A 20,170-nucleotide genomic window follows, 5' to 3' on the forward strand; every position below is an offset into this window, starting at 1 on the left:
GCAGGCGAAGCGGATCAGCGGGGATCGGACGCCACGGAGTGCTGCGTGTGCTGCGGGGCCGTCTCCTGCGAGAGGGCCGGCAGCCCGAAGAGCAGGCTGCCCACGAGGCCGCCGACCACGGTCAGCCCCACAAGCGTGCGCACCACGAGCTGACCCCGGTCGGGCCGCTCGCGGGGTGGGGGCTCGACGTTGCTGCGGTACTTCTCCGCTTCGGCCAGGAAGGCGAAGGGAACAGGCTCACGCCGTCGGAACATATAAGGCGCTTCTCCTCGGAAACTCGTCGTGGACGGGTGCGGACTGTCCGGAAAGAAGTCGGAAAACCCGCATATCAGATTACGGCCTCGGTGTGCTTCCGAACACATCGGCCCTACTCGTACAGACGCGTGGAAGGGGTCTGTGGTGCCCGTTTTGGCGAGCTTCCGCGAAAAATGTCACGAGAGACCTCCGATCGGGGGGTGTCGTACCCGGACCGTAGAGTGGGCGCCGCCCCCACGAAGCGACTGGAAGGACCACCGCCGGTGACCGAGACCTCTCAGGTGACCCCCGCCGAGACCGTCAAACCCACGTTCCGCAGCGAGATCACGGTGGAGCTGGTCAAGCACGCCGCCTCGGACCAGGACGTGCTGTGGGCCGCGCGGGTCTCCACGGCGGGCGAGCAGTCGCTCGACGAGCTGAAGAAGGACCCGGAGCGCTCCAAGGGGCTCATCAACTACCTCATGCGGGACCGCCACGGCAGCCCCTTCGAGCACAACTCGATGACCTTCTTCATCAGCGCGCCGATCTTCGTCTTCCGCGAGTTCATGCGGCACCGCGTCGGCTGGTCCTACAACGAGGAGTCCGGCCGCTACCGGGAGCTGCAGCCCGTCTTCTACGTGCCGGGGCCCGAGCGCAAGCTCGTGCAGGAGGGCCGCCCCGGCAAGTACGTCTTCGTCGACGGCAGCCCCGAGCAGCACGCCCTGACCGAGCGCGCCATGCGGGAGTCCTACGGACAGGCCTACGAGACGTACCAGGAGATGCTCGCGGCGGGCGTCGCCCGCGAGGTCGCCCGCGCGGTCCTCCCTGTCGGCCTCTACTCCTCGATGTACGCGACGTGCAACGCCCGCTCGCTCATGCACTTCCTCGGCCTGCGCACGCAGCACGAGCAGGCGAAGGTGCCGAGCTTCCCGCAGCGCGAGATCGAGATGGCCGGTGAGCGGATGGAGGAGCTGTGGGCGGGGCTCATGCCCCTCACCCACGCGGCCTTCAACAAGAATGGCCGCATGGCCCCCTGATGCGTCGCGACCGGTGCGGGGGCAGGGGCCGGGCCGGGGCGTGCACACATGTACGGGCAAGGAGGAAAGTGTCCGTATTGCGGCTTTTCGTATGGTTCAACTAGCCTGGCCGCACGGGCCCGGCGCCGCGTGAACCCCCGAGCGCGCGGCGCCGGGTTCCTCTGAGCCGATGCCCCCGTACACTCGCCGCGACGCCCCGAGGGCCCGAGCGGAGCCGAGCACCGAGTAGCGTGTTACTTATGGCTTTGACCTCCACTCCGCAGACCCCCTTCGGGCGGGTCCTCACCGCTATGGTCACGCCCTTCACGGCGGACGGCGATCTCGACCTCGACGGCGCGCAGCGACTTGCCGCGCAGCTGGTGGACGCGGGCAATGACGGCCTGGTGATCAACGGGACCACCGGGGAGTCGCCCACCACCAGCGACGCGGAGAAAGCCGATCTCGTCCGGGCGGTGCTGGAGGCAGTGGGGGACCGGGCGCACGTCGTCGCCGGTGTCGGGACCAATGACACACGGCACAGCATCGAGCTGGCCCGCTCCGCCGAGGCGGTCGGCGCCCACGGGCTGCTGGCGGTGACCCCGTACTACAACAAGCCACCGCAAGAGGGGCTGCTGCACCACTTCACGGCCCTCGCGGACGCCACCGGGCTGCCGGTCATGCTCTACGACATCCCGGGCCGCAGCGGCGTCCCGATCTCCACCGAGACGCTGGTCAGGCTCGCCGAGCACCCGCGCATCGTGGCGAACAAGGACGCCAAGGGCGACCTGGGACGCTCGGGCTGGGCCATCGCCCGCAGCGGCCTCGCCTGGTACTCGGGCGATGACATGCTCAACCTGCCGCTCCTGTCGATCGGCGCGGTCGGCTTCGTCTCGGTCGTCGGGCACGTCGTGACCCCGGAGCTGCGCGCGATGCTCGACGCGCACCTGGCGGGCGACGTGCAGAAGGCCCTGGAGATCCACCAGCGGCTGCTGCCGGTCTTCACCGGCATGTTCCGCACGCAGGGTGTCATGACCACGAAGGCGGCGCTGGCGCTCCAGGGCAGGCCGAGCGGCCCGCTGCGGCTGCCGATGGTGGGACTGAGCGAGGAGGAGACGGCCCAGCTCAAGATCGATCTGGCCGCCGGCGGGGTAGAACTCGCACCACAGACTTCATAACCGAATAGCCCGTCCGGCTCCGGAGGGGCGCGGAGGATTCCGCGTTCCCCGGGCCCGGGCACGGCACTGCTCACACAACAGCACGAACGTCACACACGCCACGTGCCCCGCACGTGGCGTGTGTGGTTGAGGAGAGTCTTTTGAGTCATCCGCACCCTGAACTGGGCCCGCCCCCGAAGCTTGCCGAAGGTGGCCTGCGGGTCACGCCGCTCGGCGGTCTCGGCGAGATCGGCCGCAACATGACCGTCTTCGAATTCGGCGGGCGTCTGCTGATCGTCGACTGCGGAGTGCTCTTCCCGGAGGAGGAGCAGCCCGGAATCGACCTGATCCTGCCGGACTTCACATCGATCCGGAACCGGCTGAACGACATCGAGGGCATCGTCCTCACCCACGGCCACGAGGACCACATCGGCGCGGTGCCGTACCTGCTCCGCGAGAAGCCGGACATCCCGCTGATCGGCTCCAAGCTGACCCTCGCGCTCATCGAGGCGAAGCTCCAGGAGCACCGCATCCGCCCGTACACCCTGGAGGTGCGCGAGGGGAACCGCGAGCGGGTCGGTCCCTTCGACTGCGAGTTCATCGCGGTCAACCACTCCATCCCCGACGCGCTCGCGGTCGCGATCCGCACCCCGGCCGGCATGGTCGTGCACACCGGTGACTTCAAGATGGACCAGCTCCCGCTGGACCACAGGCTCACCGACCTGACGACCTTCGCGCGGCTCGGCGAGGAGGGCATCGACCTCCTCCTCACCGACTCGACGAACGCCGAGGTCCCCGGGTTCACGCCGCACGAACGGGACATCTCCAGCGTCCTGCGACAGGTCTTCGGCGGCGCACGCAAGCGGATCATCGTGGCGAGCTTCGCGAGCCACGTGCACCGCATCCAGCAGGTGCTCGACGCCGCGCACGCGTACGGCCGCAGGGTCGCCTTCGTCGGCCGCTCGATGGTCCGCAACATGGGCATCGCGCGCGACCTCGGGTACCTCAAGGTTCCGGCGGGGCTCATCGTCGACGTGAAGGCGCTCGACGACCTCCCCGACGAGGAGGTGGTGCTTGTCTGCACCGGCTCCCAGGGCGAGCCGATGGCCGCGCTCTCGCGCATGGCCAACCGAGATCACCAGATCCGCATCGTCCAGGGCGACACCGTCGTCCTGGCCTCCTCGCTGATCCCGGGCAACGAGAACTCGGTGTACCGGGTGATCAACGGCCTGACCCGGTGGGGCGCGAACGTCGTGCACAAGGGCAACGCCAAGGTGCACGTCTCGGGCCACGCGTCGGCGGGCGAGCTGCTGTACTTCTACAACATCTGCAAGCCGAAGAACCTGATGCCGGTGCACGGCGAATGGCGCCACCTGCGCGCCAACGCCGAGCTGGGCGCTCTCACCGGCGTCCCGCACGACCACATCGTCATCGCCGAGGACGGCGTCGCCGTCGACCTGATCGACGGCCGCGCCCGCATCAGCGGCAAGGTCCAGGCGGGATACGTGTACGTGGACGGCCTCTCGGTCGGCGACGTGACCGAGTCCTCGCTCAAGGACCGCCGCATCCTCGGGGAAGAGGGCATCATCTCGGTCTTCCTCGTCGTGGACTCCACGACCGGCAAGATCACGGGCGGCCCGCACATCCAGGCCCGCGGCTCGGGCATCGAGGACGCGGCCTTCGCGGGCGTGATGCCCAAGATCGACGACGCCATCGGGCGTGCGGCCAGGGACGGCGTGCTGGAGACCTACCAGCTCCAGCAGCTGATCCGCCGGACCGTCGGCAAGTGGGTCTCGGACAACTACCGGCGCAGGCCGATGATCCTCCCGGTCGTCGTGGAGGTCTGACCCCGCGTCAGCGAGTACGAGGGAGCGGGGCGCCCGGATTTGCATCCGGGCGCCCCGCTCCAGTACGTTTGGCGACACCGCCGCTTCGGAGCCCGGCACCTCTGTGTGCCCGGGGAGCCGGAAGGGGGCGGGAAATCCGGCTCAGAACTTCTGATAAAGTCGGAAACGCCGAAAGGGAAACGGAAAGGCCGAGAGGCCGGTCCGGGAACCGGAAAGCACCGAGGAAATCGGGCCCGAGAGAGTCTGATAGAGTCGGAAACACGAAATACCGAAGGGAAAACGCCCGGAGGAAAGCCCGAGAGGGTGAGTACGAAGGAAGCGTCCGTTCCTTGAGAACTCAACAGCGTGCCAAAAGTCAACGCCAGATATGTTGATACCCCGACCGATGGCCATTACGGCCTGAGGTTGAGGTTCCTTTGAAACACACACAGCGAGGACGCTGTGAACCTGGGGGATTATTCCTCTCCCGGTTCCGCTCTCGTGGTGGTATCCCGATTACGGGAAAACATTCACGGAGAGTTTGATCCTGGCTCAGGACGAACGCTGGCGGCGTGCTTAACACATGCAAGTCGAACGATGAACCGCTTTCGGGCGGGGATTAGTGGCGAACGGGTGAGTAACACGTGGGCAATCTGCCCTGCACTCTGGGACAAGCCCTGGAAACGGGGTCTAATACCGGATACTCACTGCCTTGGGCATCCAGGGTGGTGGAAAGCTCCGGCGGTGCAGGATGAGCCCGCGGCCTATCAGCTAGTTGGTGAGGTAATGGCTCACCAAGGCGACGACGGGTAGCCGGCCTGAGAGGGCGACCGGCCACACTGGGACTGAGACACGGCCCAGACTCCTACGGGAGGCAGCAGTGGGGAATATTGCACAATGGGCGAAAGCCTGATGCAGCGACGCCGCGTGAGGGATGACGGCCTTCGGGTTGTAAACCTCTTTCAGCAGGGAAGAAGCGAGAGTGACGGTACCTGCAGAAGAAGCGCCGGCTAACTACGTGCCAGCAGCCGCGGTAATACGTAGGGCGCAAGCGTTGTCCGGAATTATTGGGCGTAAAGAGCTCGTAGGCGGCTTGTCACGTCGGTTGTGAAAGCCCGGGGCTTAACCCCGGGTCTGCAGTCGATACGGGCAGGCTAGAGTTCGGTAGGGGAGATCGGAATTCCTGGTGTAGCGGTGAAATGCGCAGATATCAGGAGGAACACCGGTGGCGAAGGCGGATCTCTGGGCCGATACTGACGCTGAGGAGCGAAAGCGTGGGGAGCGAACAGGATTAGATACCCTGGTAGTCCACGCCGTAAACGGTGGGCACTAGGTGTGGGCAACATTCCACGTTGTCCGTGCCGCAGCTAACGCATTAAGTGCCCCGCCTGGGGAGTACGGCCGCAAGGCTAAAACTCAAAGGAATTGACGGGGGCCCGCACAAGCAGCGGAGCATGTGGCTTAATTCGACGCAACGCGAAGAACCTTACCAAGGCTTGACATACACCGGAAACGGCCAGAGATGGTCGCCCCCTTGTGGTCGGTGTACAGGTGGTGCATGGCTGTCGTCAGCTCGTGTCGTGAGATGTTGGGTTAAGTCCCGCAACGAGCGCAACCCTTGTCCCGTGTTGCCAGCAAGCCCTTCGGGGTGTTGGGGACTCACGGGAGACCGCCGGGGTCAACTCGGAGGAAGGTGGGGACGACGTCAAGTCATCATGCCCCTTATGTCTTGGGCTGCACACGTGCTACAATGGCCGGTACAATGAGCTGCGATACCGCGAGGTGGAGCGAATCTCAAAAAGCCGGTCTCAGTTCGGATTGGGGTCTGCAACTCGACCCCATGAAGTCGGAGTTGCTAGTAATCGCAGATCAGCATTGCTGCGGTGAATACGTTCCCGGGCCTTGTACACACCGCCCGTCACGTCACGAAAGTCGGTAACACCCGAAGCCGGTGGCCCAACCCCTTGTGGGAGGGAGCTGTCGAAGGTGGGACCAGCGATTGGGACGAAGTCGTAACAAGGTAGCCGTACCGGAAGGTGCGGCTGGATCACCTCCTTTCTAAGGAGCACTTCTTACCTGATCTCTTCGGAGTGAGGGTCAAGGGGCCAGTACATCGGCGAGTGTTCGATGCTGGTTGCTCATGGGTGGAACGTTGACTATTCGGCACCAGAGTGTGTGAGGGACTGCTAGTACTGCTTCGGCGTGGAACGCGGGGATTTCTCACCGGTCTGGTGTCGGGCACGTTGTTGGGTGTCTGAGGGTACGGCCGTTTGGTTGTTCCTCATGCCGACCCCAGTGAAGCATCGCGTGAGTGGTGTGTGATGGGTGGTTGGTCGTTGTTTGAGAACTGCACAGTGGACGCGAGCATCTGTGGCCAAGTTTTTAAGGGCGCACGGTGGATGCCTTGGTACCAGGAACCGATGAAGGACGTGGGAGGCCGCGATAGGCCCCGGGGAGCTGTCAACCGAGCTTTGATCCGGGGGTGTCCGAATGGGGAAACCCGGCAGTCGTCATGGGCTGTCACCCGCTGCTGAATGTATAGGCAGTGTGGAGGGAACGCGGGGAAGTGAAACATCTCAGTACCCGCAGGAAGAGAAAACAACCGTGATTCCGGGAGTAGTGGCGAGCGAAACCGGATGAGGCCAAACCGTATGTGTGTGATACCCGGCAGGGGTTGCATGTGCGGGGTTGTGGGATTGCGCTTCAGTCGTCTGCCGGCGGCTGGGTGAGTCAGAAACCATCATGATAGGCGAAGGACATGCGAAAGGTCCGGCGTAGAGGGTAAGACCCCCGTAGCTGAAATTGTGATGGCTCACTTGCGTGACTCCCAAGTAGCACGGGGCCCGAGAAATCCTGTGTGAATCTGGCGGGACCACCCGCTAAGCCTAAATATTCCCTGGTGACCGATAGCGGATAGTACCGTGAGGGAATGGTGAAAAGTACCGCGGGAGCGGAGTGAAATAGTACCTGAAACCGTGTGCCTACAAGCCGTGGGAGCGTCGCGCGAGGACTTGTCCTTGCGTCGTGACTGCGTGCCTTTTGAAGAATGAGCCTGCGAGTTTGCGGTGTGTTGCGAGGTTAACCCGTGTGGGGAAGCCGTAGCGAAAGCGAGTCCGAACAGGGCGGTGGAGTAGCACGCTCAAGACCCGAAGCGGAGTGATCTAGCCATGGGCAGGTTGAAGCGGCTGTAAGAGGTCGTGGAGGACCGAACCCACCAGGGTTGAAAACCTGGGGGATGACCTGTGGTTAGGGGTGAAAGGCCAATCAAACTCCGTGATAGCTGGTTCTCCCCGAAATGCATTTAGGTGCAGCGTCGTGTGTTTCTTGCCGGAGGTAGAGCACTGGATAGGCGATGGGCCTTACCGGGTTACTGACCTTAGCCAAACTCCGAATGCCGGTAAGTGAGAGCACGGCAGTGAGACTGTGGGGGATAAGCTCCATGGTCGAGAGGGAAACAGCCCAGAGCATCGACTAAGGCCCCTAAGCGTACGCTAAGTGGGAAAGGATGTGGAGTCGCAGAGACAACCAGGAGGTTGGCTTAGAAGCAGCCACCCTTGAAAGAGTGCGTAATAGCTCACTGGTCTAGTGATTCCGCGCCGACAATGTAGCGGGGCTCAAGCGTACCGCCGAAGTCGTGTCATTGCAGCGTTAAGCCCTAACGGGTGTTGTGATGGGTAGGGGAGCGTCGTGTGCCGGGTGAAGCTGCCGTGTAAGCGAGTGGTGGACGGTTCACGAGTGAGAATGCAGGCATGAGTAGCGATTCACACGTGAGAAACGTGTGCGCCGATTGACTAAGGGTTCCTGGGTCAAGCTGATCTGCCCAGGGTAAGTCGGGACCTAAGGCGAGGCCGACAGGCGTAGTCGATGGATAACCGGTTGATATTCCGGTACCCGCTGTGAAGCGTCAAACATTGAATCCAGTGATGCTAAGCCCGTGAAGCCGCCCTGATCTCTTCGGAGTTGAGGGGAGTGGTGGAGCCGGTGACCCAGGCTGGTAGTAGGTGAGTGATGGGGTGACGCAGGAAGGTAGTCCATCCCGGGCGGTGGTTGTCCCGGGGTAAGGGTGTAGGGCGTTGCGTAGGTAAATCCGCGTAGCTTGTGCCTGAGACCTGATGCCGAGCCGATTGTGGTGAAGTGGATGATCCTATGCTGTCGAGAAAAGCCTCTAGCGAGTTTCATGGCGGCCCGTACCCTAAACCGACTCAGGTGGTCTGGTAGAGAATACCGAGGCGTTCGGGTGAACTATGGTTAAGGAACTCGGCAAAATGCCCCCGTAACTTCGGGAGAAGGGGGGCCACACTTGGTGATCCGATTTACTCGGTGAGCTGGGGGTGGCCGCAGAGACCAGCGAGAAGCGACTGTTTACTAAAAACACAGGTCCGTGCGAAGCCGTAAGGCGATGTATACGGACTGACGCCTGCCCGGTGCTGGAACGTTAAGGGGACCGGTTAGCTGACTTTCGGGTTGGCGAAGCTGAGAACTTAAGCGCCAGTAAACGGCGGTGGTAACTATAACCATCCTAAGGTAGCGAAATTCCTTGTCGGGTAAGTTCCGACCTGCACGAATGGCGTAACGACTTCTCGACTGTCTCAACCATAGGCCCGGTGAAATTGCATTACGAGTAAAGATGCTCGTTTCGCGCAGCAGGACGGAAAGACCCCGGGACCTTTACTACAGTTTGATATTGGTGTTCGGTTCGGCTTGTGTAGGATAGGTGGGAGACTGTGAAGCGGCCACGCCAGTGGTTGTGGAGTCGTTGTTGAAATACCACTCTGGTCGTGCTGGATGTCTAACCCGGGTCCGTGATCCGGATCGGGGACAGTGTCTGATGGGTAGTTTAACTGGGGCGGTTGCCTCCTAAAGAGTAACGGAGGCGCCCAAAGGTTCCCTCAGCCTGGTTGGTAATCAGGTGGTGAGTGTAAGTGCACAAGGGAGCTTGACTGTGAGACCGACGGGTCGAGCAGGGACGAAAGTCGGGACTAGTGATCCGGCGGTGGCTTGTGGAAGCGCCGTCGCTCAACGGATAAAAGGTACCCCGGGGATAACAGGCTGATCTTCCCCAAGAGTCCATATCGACGGGATGGTTTGGCACCTCGATGTCGGCTCGTCGCATCCTGGGGCTGGAGTCGGTCCCAAGGGTTGGGCTGTTCGCCCATTAAAGCGGTACGCGAGCTGGGTTTAGAACGTCGTGAGACAGTTCGGTCCCTATCCGCTGTGCGCGTAGGAATATTGAGAAGGGCTGTCCCTAGTACGAGAGGACCGGGACGGACGAACCTCTGGTGTGCCAGTTGTTCTGCCAAGGGCATGGCTGGTTGGCTACGTTCGGGAGGGATAACCGCTGAAAGCATCTAAGCGGGAAGCCTGCTTCGAGATGAGTGTTCCCACCTCCTTTGAGAGGGTAAGGCTCCCAGTAGACGACTGGGTTGATAGGCCGGATATGGAAGCCCTGTGAGGGGTGGAGTTGACCGGTACTAATAGGCCGAGGGCTTGTCCTCAGTTGCTCGCGTCCACTGTGTTGGTTCTGAAACCACGAACAACCGGACCACGTCCTTTTGAGGGGCGGGGTGGTTGTGGGTTTTATAGTGTTTCGGTGGTCATAGCGCGTGGGAAACGCCCGGTTACATTCCGAACCCGGAAGCTAAGCTGCGTAGCGCCGATGGTACTGCAAGGGGGACCTTGTGGGAGAGTAGGACGCCGCCGAACAAATATTGAAAGGGTGCCCCGAGTCCTCGGACTCGGGGCACCCTTTTTTCTTTCCCAGCGTTTCTTTCCACTTCGCGTCGTGTTCATGTCGGCGGGCAACCATCCAGGTATGGACACCGCGAGGTTGCTGCGAGCCGCAGGTATCGGAAGCGGGGACGAGGTCGTCATATCCGCGTTCGACGGCACCGGGATCGCCGAGGCCGTCGTCGGCCTTGGCGCGCGCCCCGTCTTCGCCGACATCGATCCGTACACGTACAACCTGGACGTCGCCCACGTGGCGAGTGTGCTGGGACCGGGCACGGCGGCGGTGGTCGTCGGGCACCGCTTCGGGTGCCCTGCGCCGCTCGGGGCGGTGAGGGAACTCGGCGAGCGACACGGGCTGCTCGTACTGGAGCACCACGAGGCGGGTGCGGAGCGGGCCGTGCCGAGGGCGCGGACGGAGGGGGCCCGTTACCTCGACGCGCGCCTGCGTGGTGTTGTGCCGCCGCGCGGCGGGGCCGACCACACGTACCTGCGATACGTCGCGCGCGTGCCGGGCAACGGCCGGCCCGACAGGGACGCCTTCGTCCGCGCCGCGCGCGCGAAGGGGATCGACTGCCGCATCCCCGTGCCGACACCGCTGCACCGCCTGCCGGGATACCGGCGCGACGTCCGCCTGCCCGTCACCGAGAACGCCGCGGCCGAGACGCTCGCGTTGCCCCTCGGCGACGGCCTGCCGAAGCGGGAACTCCAGCGGCTCGTCGCGGTGTGCAACGCGCTCGGCGGCGTCGTGCGGCTGCCCGTGCGGAGCTGAGAAGGCCGGTGGGGACGTGGTGCGGGGGGAGCACGGAATCGGGGTATGATTTCGTTCGTCGCCACGCGCGGGAGCGCGTGCGGGACAGGCCCCAATAGCTCAGTCGGCAGAGCGTCTCCATGGTAAGGAGAAGGTCAACGGTTCGATTCCGTTTTGGGGCTCAGTGAAAGCCGGGAAGTACGAGAAAGGCCCCCGCCATCAGGCGGGGGCCTTTCTCGTACTTCCCGTTCAGTCCTGGTGAATGCCGGGCAGGCGCATCGCGAGAATCGCCATGTCGTCGGACGGGGCGTCGGCAGCGAAATTCGCGACGGCGCGCATGACGCGTGAGGCGACGGCGCCCGCCGTCAGACCTGTGCAGCCCTTCAGGACCTCGGCGAGGCCGTCGTCGCCCAGCATGCGTGTCCCCTCACGGCGCTCGGTGATGCCGTCCGTGACGCACAGCAGGACATCGCCCGGGTCGAGAGTGACCGTCTCCTCGTACAGCTCCAGGTCGTCCATCACCCCGAGCAGCGGCTGCGGCTCAGCGGCCGGGCTCACGGTGCCGTCCTGGTGCAGGCGCAGCGGCAGCGGGTGACCCGCGCACACCACCTTCAGCAGGGCGCTGCCGTCCTCGCGGGGGTGCAGCTCCCCGTAGAGCAGCGTGAGGAAGCGGCTGCGGGGGCCCTCGTCGAGGATCGCCGCGTTGAGGCGTTCCAGGACCGCGGGGCCCGGCAGGTTCTCGCGGGCCAGGAGGCGCAGCGCGTGGCGCGCGAGGCCCGTCACCGCGGCGGCCTCGGGGCCCGTACCGCACACGTCGCCGATCGCGAAGCCGTAGACGCCCTCGCGGATCGGGAAGAGGTCGTAGAAGTCGCCGCCGACCTCGTTGCCCTCGCCCGCCGCGCGGTAGATGACCTCGACCTCGACGTGGGGAACCGTCGGAAGCGGCTCGGGCGGCAGGAGGGAGCGCTGGAGCGACTGGCTGATCGCGTTGCGTTCCGAGTACAGGCGCGCGTTGTCGAGGGCGAGCGCGGCACGGCGCGAGAGGTCCTCGGCGAGTTCGAGGATCTCCTGGCGGAAGTGCTCGTCGGCAGGCTTGCCGAGCGTGAGCATCCCGATGACGCGGTTGCGCGCGACGAGCGGCAGGACGACGGTCTCGCCGCCGACGGCCGCCGCCGTCGCGAGGGTGTCGCCGATGCCCGAGCCGACGAGGGTCACCTCGCCGGGGTCGAGGCTGCGCATCGAGTCGCGCAGCGCCGCCTGGTGCGCGGCCTCGGCCGGCGCCGTCCACACGCGCGGCCCCGGCGTCGTCACCGGCTCCGGCGGCGCGACGCGGGTCAGGAGCGCCTTCAGGCCGTCGATGCGGTCCTCGTCCTCGTGCAGCACGTACGAGAGATACGGCTCCGAGGCCGGGTCGGCGATCGTGTAGACGGCGCACCACGTCGCGACGTTCGGCACCGTCATCTGCGCCATGAGCGCGAGCGTCTGGTCCCGGTCGAGCGTGCCCGCGAGGAGGTCGGACGCCTCGACGAGGAAGGAGAGCGAGCCGCGGCGCAGCTTCTCCAGCTCGCCCAGCCGCGCCGACTCGACGGCGAGCGCGATGCGGTCGGCGGCGAACTGGAGGCGCAGTGCCTCCTCGTTGGTGAAGCGCTCGGGGGACTCGGCGGCGACGCCGAGCGAGCCGGTGAGGCGGCCCTCGACCTTGAGCGGGACCGTCACGACGGAGCGCATCCCCGTGCCGTCGAGGAGCGGCACCGCGCCCGGCACGTCCTTGAGGTCCTCGTGCACGGCGGGCATACGCGCCGAGCCGTAGCGCCCGACGCCGGCCTCGACCTGGACGCGGGCGAAGCGCTGACGGGCGGAGGGCAGGCCCGTCGAGGCACGTACCTCCAGCTCCGTCTCGTCGTCCGTGGCGAGCAGGAGGAAGGCGGCGTCGCCTTCGAGCATGTCCCGCGCGCGTTCCACGGTGCGCTGGAGGAGGCCGTCGAGGTCCTCGGGCGGCGGGGTGCCGATGAAGGTCTCGAAGGCGTCGGGCGCCGTCGCGTCGCCGCGGCCGGTGCCGTCCTTGCGGGAGGGACGCAGCGGGGCCTGGAGGACGGCGCGCTCGTCGTCGTGGACGAGGAGGCAGACCGTGGAAGGGGCGCCGTCGGCATCGCGTACGCGCAGGTGCGAGGCGTAGACGGGGACGACGCGGCCCGAGGCGGAGCGGAGCCCGTAACTCCCCTCCCAGCGCGACAGGCGCAGCGCCTCGGCGACGCCCGTGCCCGTGCCAGGGGTGTGGGGCCAGGCGGCGAGGTCGGTGAGCGGTTTGCCGATGACCTGCGCGGCCGCGTAGCCGAACATCTCCTCCGCGTCCTCGTTCCACGCCGAGACGGTCTCGTCGGCGTCGAGCTGGACGACGGCGACGTGGACGTGGCCCGCGGCGAGCGGGAGCAGCTCGTCGGGCAGGAGCGGTCCCGCGCTGCGGGTGCCGACGGGGCGCGCGGGCAGGTCGAGGCGGAACCAGACGGTCTTGTGGGTCGAGGAGTACTCGACGCCCCAGCGCGCGGCGAGCGCCGCGCAGAGCTGGAGCCCGCGGCCGCCCTCGCGCTCGGGATCGGTGAGGATGTACGGGGCCGTGTGCAGCGGGACCTCGCGGTCGGGGTAGCGGTCGGCGACCTCGATGCGTACCCCGTCCTCCTCGCGCAGGCACAGGACCTCGGCGCTCGTGCCCGCGTGCACGACGGCGTTGGTGACCAGTTCGCTGGTCAGGACCGTCGCGTCGTCGACGAGGTCGGTGAAGCCCCAGCCCTGGAGGGTGTCGCGGACGAAGACGCGGGCCGTCGCGACGGAGCGTCCCTCGGGTGCGAAGGTGGCGGACGCCCGTGCGGTCACAGCACTCCCTGTCACGAAGTCGGCGTTCTCTGTGCTGGCGCGGGGCTCGGCGACGCGGGGGAGCCCGGCCCCCGCCAGGTCGTCGCCCGCCCGCGGTGTGGGGGCGTCGCCCGCCCCGGGGCGAGAATCCGGGGTGTCGTCCCCGGCGTAACCCAGTCCCATCCTCGGCCGCCCCTTTATCGCCGTGGTGCCGCGCGGTTGCCGTGGTGCCGCGCTCGGTTCCTGCCGCAGGCCCTCCCCCTGGACCGGACGGACCGGCGGGAGGGACAGCTCAGGCCCAGGTTACTTACCATCCGGGGTCCGGTGGATGCCGCTTCGCTGTGTTTCCGCCCCGAAGAGTGTCGCGGGGGCCCGAAGCTGCCGAACTGTTATGGCCTGCGGGGGGCGGGGTGAAACACTTGGGGGAGCCTTACGGAATGAACGGGCCCCGCCGCCGCGCGGTCCGGCACGAGCACGAGGTCGAAGCCCACGGGAGGGACCACGGTGGAGTCTGGCGCAGCGACGCGACGTACCCGTACGCGCGCGGAGAGCGGACAGCAGTCGTCCCGGAGCGAGCCCTCCAGGAACGGCCGGGCGGGAGGCAGGGCCAGGGGCAGGGGGACGACCGAGGTCGACACGGCCTCGCTCAACCGGCTCCTCGCCGCCCTGGAGGCGATGCGGGACGGGAACTTCCGAAAGCGCCTGACGGTCTCGGGCGACGGGATCATGGCCGAGATCGCGGCCGTCTTCAACGAGGTCGCCGACCGTAACCTCCACCTCACGGGCGAGCTGTCGCGCGTGCGGCGCGTCGTGGGGCGTGAGGGAAAACTCACGGAGCGGCTGGAGACCGGCGTACTCGAAGGGGCCTGGGCGACGGCGGTGACCGCGTCCAACGCGCTCGTCGACGAGCTGGCGCGCCCCGTCTCCGAGGTTGGCCGGGTGCTCTCCGCGGTCGCTGACGGTGACCTGGAGCAGCGCATGGAGCTGCGCGGGCAGAGCCCCGAGGGGACCTGGCACCCGCTGCGCGGCGAATTCCTCAAGGTGGGCCGTACCGTCAACAACCTTGTCGACATGCTCTCGACCTTCACCGACGAGGTGACGAGGGTCGCGAGCGAGGTCGGCACCGAGGGCAAGCTCGGTGGCCAGGCGAAGGTACGGGGCATGTCGGGGTCCTGGAAGGACCTCACCGACTCCGTCAACACGATGGCCTACCGCCTCACCGCCCAGGTCCGCGACATCGCGACGGTGACGACGGCGGTCGCCGAGGGCGATCTCTCGCGCAAGGTGACGGTGCACGTCGAAGGCGAGATGCTGGAGCTGAAGAACACCGTCAATACGATGGTCGACCAGCTCTCGGCGTTCTCGCAGGAGGTCACCCGCGTCGCGCGCGAGGTGGGCACCGAGGGCGAACTCGGCGGGCAGGCACGGGTGCCCGGCGTCGCCGGGGTGTGGAAGGACCTCACCGACTCGGTGAACCTCATGGCGGGGAACCTGACGGCGCAGGTGCGCGGGATCGCCGATGTCACGACGGCGGTCGCCAACGGGGACCTGTCGCGCAAGGTCGAGGTGAGCGCGCGCGGCGAGATCGCGCAACTCGCCCAGACCATCAACCAGATGACGCAGACGCTGCGCACCTTCGCCGACGAGGTGACGCGGGTGGCGCGCGAGGTCGGCTTCGACGGGCAGCTGGGCGGGCAGGCGAACGTGCCGGGCGCCGCGGGGACGTGGAAGGACCTCACGGACTCCGTCAACACCGTCTTCCGCAACCTCACGACGCAGGTGCGCGACATCGCGACGGTCACGACGGCGGTCGCGAGCGGTGATCTCTCGCAGAAGGTCACGGTCGCCGTGGCGGGCGAGATGCTGGAGCTGAAGAACACCGTCAACACGATGGTCGACCAGCTCCAGTCCTTCGGCTCCGAGGTGACCAGGGTCGCCCGCGAGGTCGGTGTCGAGGGACAGCTGGGCGGGCAGGCGAACGTGCCGGGCGCGGCGGGCACGTGGAAGGACCTGACCGACTCCGTCAACACGGCCTTCCGCAACCTCACCGGGCAGGTGCGCAACATCGCGCAGGTGACGACCGCGGTGGCCAGCGGTGACCTCTCGCAGAAGGTCACGGTGGACGTCTCCGGCGAGATGCTCGCGCTCAAGAACACCGTGAACACGATGGTCGACCAGTTGTCGTCCTTCGCCGAGCAGGTCACCAGGATGGCGCGCGACGTGGGCACCGAGGGGCGCCTCGGCGGTCAGGCCCGGGTCGACGGAGTGCTCGGTACGTGGCGTGAACTGACCGATTCGGTCAACTCGATGGCGTCCAACCTGACCTCGCAGGTGCGGCAGATCGCGGATGTGACGACGGCCGTCGCGCGGGGCGATCTCTCGCAGAAGATCGACGTGGACGCGCGCGGCGAGATCCTGGAGCTGAAGAACACCATCAACACGATGGTCGATCAGCTCTCCGCCTTCGCCGAGCAGGTGACCCGCGTCGCCCTCGAAGTGGGCACGGAGGGGCAGCTCGGCGGGCAGGCGCAGGTGCCGGGCGTCGCCGGGGTCTGGCGGGAACTGACCGACTCGGTGAACGGGATGGCGGGGAACCTGACCGACCAGGTGCGCAACATCGCGCAGGTCGCGACGGCCGTCGCGCGCGGTGACCTCTCGCAGAAGATCACGGTCGACGCGCGGGGCGAGATCCTGGAGCTGAAGAACACGCTCAACACGATGGTGGACCAGCTCTCGAACTTCGCGGAGCAGGTCACTCTCGTCGCCCAGGAGGTCGGCACCGAGGGCCGGCTCGGGGGACAGGCCGAGGTACAGGGCGTCTCGGGGACGTGGAAGGACCTCACGCAGTCCGTCAACGGCATGGCGAACAACCTGACGCTCCAGGTGCGCAACATCGCCGAGGTGACGACGGCGGTCGCGCGCGGCGACCTGTCGAAGAAGATCACCGTCGACGCGAAGGGCGAGATCCTCGAACTCGTCACGACCGTCAACACGATGGTCGACCAGCTCTCCGCCTTCGCCGACGAGGTGACCCGCGTGGCCCGCGACGTGGGCACCGAGGGCAACCTGGGCGGTCAGGCGCGGGTGCCCGGCGTGACGGGCATCTGGAAGGACCTGAGCGACAACGTCAACATCATGGCGAACAACCTCACCTCGCAGGTGCGCGGCATCTCGCAGGTCGCGACGGCGGTCGCCAACGGTGACCTGACCAAGAAGGTCACCGTCGAGGCGCGCGGTGAGGTCGCCCAGCTCGCCGACACCGTCAACATCATGGTCACGACGCTCTCCGCCTTCGCCGAGCAGGTGACGCGGGTCGCGCGCGAGGTGGGCACGGACGGCATCCTGGGCGGCCAGGCCCGCGTGCCGGGGGTCTCGGGCACGTGGAAGGACCTCACCGAGTCGGTGAACTCGATGGCGTCCAACCTGACCGGGCAGGTCCGCAACATCGCGATGGTCACGACGGCCATCGCCAAGGGCGATCTGACGAAGAAGATCGACATCGACGCGCGCGGCGAGATCCTGGAGCTGAAGACGACCATCAACACGATGGTCGACCAGCTCTCCAGCTTCGCCGAGCAGGTCACCCGCGTCGCCCGCGAGGTGGGCACCGAGGGCATCCTCGGCGGCCAGGCGCAGGTCCGCGACGTGGACGGTACGTGGCGCGAGCTGACCGACTCCGTGAACGAGATGGCCTTCAACCTGACCGACCAGGTACGGGGCATGGCCTCGGTCGCGACGGCGGTGACCCGCGGCGACCTCAACGTCTCGGCCAAGACGCAGGCGTCGGGCGAGATCCTCCGCCTCCAGGACACGATCAACACGATGATCGGCAACCTGCGGGACACGACGCTCGCCAACGAGGAGCAGAGCTGGCTCAAGGGCAACCTGGCCCGTATCTCCGGGCTGCTCCAGGGCCGCCGCGACCTCACCGACGTCGCGCAGCTCATCATGAGCGAGCTGACCCCGGTCGTGACCGCGCAGCACGGCGCGTTCTTCCTCGCCGAGCCGCTGGAGGAGGGCGCGGAGGTCACCGACGTCGACGACGAGGCGTACCAGCTGCGGCTCATCGGCTCGTACAACTACGCGGCGGGGATGATGCCGACGACCTTCCGGCCCGGCGAGACCCTCGTCGGCACGGCGGCGCGCGAGAAGCGCATCCTGACCGTGAACGAGGTGCCGGTCGACTACATCAAGATCTCCTCGGGGCTCGGGCAGGCGACGCCCGCGCAGGTCGTGGTGCTGCCGCTGCTCTTCGAGGGCAAGGTGCTCGGCGTCATCGAACTCGCGACGTTCGCCCAGTTCACGCAGATCCAGCGGGACTTCCTCGGGCAGATCGCCGAGATGATCGCGACGAGCGTCAACACGATCAGCGTCAACTCGAAGACCACGGTGCTCCTCGCCGAGTCCAGGGAACTCACGGCGCAGCTCAAGGACCGCTCCGCCGAACTGGAGCAGCGGCAGAAGGCGCTCCAGGAGTCCAACGCGGAACTGGAGGAGAAGGCCGCGCTCCTCGTCCGGCAGAACAGCGACATCGAGGTCAAGAACGGCGAGATCGAGAACGCGCGCCAGGTCCTGGAGGAGCGCGCCGAGCAGCTCGCGGTCTCGATGCGCTACAAGTCCGAGTTCCTCGCGAACATGTCGCACGAGTTGCGCACCCCGCTCAACTCGCTCCTCATCCTCGCGAAGCTGCTCGCCGACAACGCGGAGCGGAACCTCTCGCACAAGCAGGTCGAGTTCGCCGAGACGATCTACGGGGCCGGCTCGGACCTGCTCCAGCTCATCAACGACATCCTCGACCTGTCCAAGGTCGAGGCGGGCAAGATGGAGGTCTCGCCGACGCGGATCGCGCTCGTGCAGCTCGTCGACTACGTCGAGGCGACGTTCCGGCCGATGACGGTCGAGAAGAACCTCGACTTCTCGGTACGGGTCTCGCCGGAGCTGCCGGCGACGCTGCACACCGATGAGCAGCGTCTCCTCCAGGTGCTGCGCAACCTGCTCTCCAACGCGGTGAAGTTCACCGCCAGCGGCGCCGTCGAGCTGATCATCCGCCCGGCGGGGGCCGACGTGCCGGACGCGATCAGGGAGCAGCTGCTCGAAGCAGGCTCGCTCACCGAGCCGGACGGCAAGATGATCGCCTTCTCGGTCACGGACACCGGGATCGGGATCGCCGAGGGCAAGATGCGCGTCATCTTCGAGGCGTTCAAGCAGGCGGACGGTACGACGAGCCGCAAGTACGGCGGTACGGGCCTCGGGCTCTCGATCAGCCGGGAGATCGCGCGCCTGCTCGGCGGCGAGATCGACGCGCAGAGCCAGCCGGGACGCGGCTCGACGTTCACGCTCTACCTGCCGCTGCACCCGGGCGACGTCCCCGCGCAGGGCGGCATGACCGACCTCGCGCCCGCCGTCGAGACGGGCGACCGCTTCGTACCGGGTGAGCGCCCGATGACGCCGACGCTCACGGGCGGCGCTCTCACCCCGGTGCGCGACAACCGCAATGGTCCCGCGGAGAAGTTCCGCCGCCGCCGCAAGGCGATGCAGGCGGAGGAACTGCGCCGCAAGCGGGAGGAGAAGCGGGCGCGCGGGGAGACGGAGGACGGCGCGAGCGCGGCGGGCGAGGGCGGCGAGCCCGCAGGCCCTGCCACCGGGCCCTCCGACGACACGGGCACGGGGACGGATACGGGGGCGGAGGCCACGGGTACGGGTTCCGGGGCGGCCGACGGCGCGGGCGATGCCGGGGCCGGCGCGGGCGACGCGGCGGCGGAAGGTCTCGCCGGGGCGGATGCCCGCGGAGCGGCGGAGGACGGGGCGGCGGCCGATGCCGGTGCCACGGGCTCCGGCGCGGGTACGTCGGGCGAGCGGGCCGCGGGTGACGCGGACGAGGCGTCCGGTGGCGCGGTCGCGGAGGACGCCGGGCGTGGCACGGCCGAGCCGGGAACCGAGGACGAGGAGGACGACGGCGAGGAGCGGTACGGCGAGGAGGAGGCCGAGCGGCCCGAGCTGGCGCCCGGCGAGCTGCCGCCGCAGCGCAACACGTACACCTTCCACGATGAGAAGGTCCTCATCGTCGACGACGACGTGCGCAACGTCTTCGCGCTCACCAGCATGCTGGAGGAGAACGGGCTCTCCGTGCTCTACGCCGAGAACGGGCGCGAGGGCATCGAGGTGCTCGAACAGCACGACGAGGTCCGGGTCGTCCTGATGGACATCATGATGCCGGAGATGGACGGGTACGCGACGACGACGGCGATCCGGCGGATGCCGCAGTTCGCGGGGCTGCCGATCGTCGCGCTCACGGCGAAGGCGATGAAGGGCGACCGGGAGAAGGCCATCGATTCGGGCGCTTCCGACTACGTGACCAAGCCGGTCGATCCTGACCGCTTGCTGACCGCCCTGGAGAAGTGGCTGCGCAAGAAGTGATCGCCCTGGCGGTGCGCCGGTGGGCGTGCTGCCATGCGCCCCGCGGTGCCCCCGGTCGTGCGCCGGGGGCCGCGGGACACGGGCGCCGGGCCGGTGGCGGGCGGCGCCGGGGCCTGCGGCCTCGGCGAAGCGGGTACCGTCGGCGGCGCACGGCCCGTGCCCCGGCAGGTGTGGCCCGCCGGAAACCGGGAACTTTCC

Annotated in this window: 7 protein-coding genes, 1 tRNA gene and 3 rRNA genes; 9 read left to right on the plus strand and 2 right to left on the minus strand. The window is 66.9% G+C overall.

The features are described 5' to 3' along the window. Window positions 1–14 precede the first annotated feature (14 nt). Window positions 15–254, minus strand: coding sequence for a hypothetical protein (locus tag ACQYWQ_RS23355; RefSeq protein WP_431037212.1), 240 nt, complete (start codon window positions 252–254; stop codon window positions 15–17). Between the two features lie 264 nt (window positions 255–518). Here ACQYWQ_RS23355 and thyX point away from each other — a divergent pair, with 264 nt between their 5' ends. The 8 genes from thyX to ACQYWQ_RS23395 all read left to right on the plus strand — a co-directional run bounded on the left by thyX (window position 519) and on the right by ACQYWQ_RS23395 (window position 10,887). Next, window positions 519–1,271, plus strand: a complete 753-nt coding sequence (gene thyX / locus ACQYWQ_RS23360; protein ID WP_431037213.1) for an FAD-dependent thymidylate synthase — start codon at window positions 519–521, stop codon at window positions 1,269–1,271. Between the two features lie 239 nt (window positions 1,272–1,510). Then, entirely contained in the window at window positions 1,511–2,425 is a 915-nt protein-coding gene (gene dapA, locus ACQYWQ_RS23365) for a 4-hydroxy-tetrahydrodipicolinate synthase (RefSeq protein ID WP_431037215.1), read from the plus strand. A gap of 140 nt (window positions 2,426–2,565) precedes the next feature. Continuing rightward, window positions 2,566–4,251 carry a ribonuclease J gene (locus ACQYWQ_RS23370; RefSeq protein WP_431037217.1) on the plus strand — a complete coding sequence of 562 codons (1,686 nt, stop codon included), beginning with the start codon at window positions 2,566–2,568 and terminating at the stop codon, window positions 4,249–4,251. Window positions 4,252–4,759: 508 nt separating this feature from the next. Further along, window positions 4,760–6,288 (plus strand): 16S ribosomal RNA (locus ACQYWQ_RS23375). 314 nt (window positions 6,289–6,602) lie between these two features. Further along, window positions 6,603–9,725 (plus strand): 23S ribosomal RNA (locus ACQYWQ_RS23380). A gap of 91 nt (window positions 9,726–9,816) precedes the next feature. Then, a 5S ribosomal RNA gene (rrf, locus tag ACQYWQ_RS23385) occupies window positions 9,817–9,933 on the plus strand. Together the 16S, 23S and 5S rRNA genes form the textbook arrangement of a ribosomal RNA operon. Before the next feature lie 109 nt (window positions 9,934–10,042). Then, window positions 10,043–10,726, plus strand: coding sequence for a DegT/DnrJ/EryC1/StrS family aminotransferase (locus ACQYWQ_RS23390; protein WP_431037218.1), 684 nt, complete (start codon window positions 10,043–10,045; stop codon window positions 10,724–10,726). 88 nt (window positions 10,727–10,814) lie between these two features. Further along, window positions 10,815–10,887 (plus strand) — tRNA-Thr (locus tag ACQYWQ_RS23395). A gap of 67 nt (window positions 10,888–10,954) precedes the next feature. Here the strand turns inward: ACQYWQ_RS23395 and ACQYWQ_RS23400 are convergent. Next, window positions 10,955–13,738 carry a SpoIIE family protein phosphatase gene (locus ACQYWQ_RS23400; protein ID WP_431037219.1) on the minus strand — a complete coding sequence of 928 codons (2,784 nt, stop codon included), beginning with the start codon at window positions 13,736–13,738 and terminating at the stop codon, window positions 10,955–10,957. 321 nt (window positions 13,739–14,059) lie between these two features. Here ACQYWQ_RS23400 and ACQYWQ_RS23405 point away from each other — a divergent pair, with 321 nt between their 5' ends. Then, on the plus strand, window positions 14,060–19,972 hold the full coding sequence (locus ACQYWQ_RS23405) for a HAMP domain-containing protein (protein ID WP_431037221.1): 5,913 nt from the start codon (window positions 14,060–14,062) through the stop codon (window positions 19,970–19,972). Window positions 19,973–20,170 lie beyond the last annotated feature (198 nt).

The sequence above is a fragment of the Streptomyces sp. P6-2-1 genome (assembly GCF_050613165.1).
GTDB lineage: Bacteria > Actinomycetota > Actinomycetes > Streptomycetales > Streptomycetaceae > Streptomyces.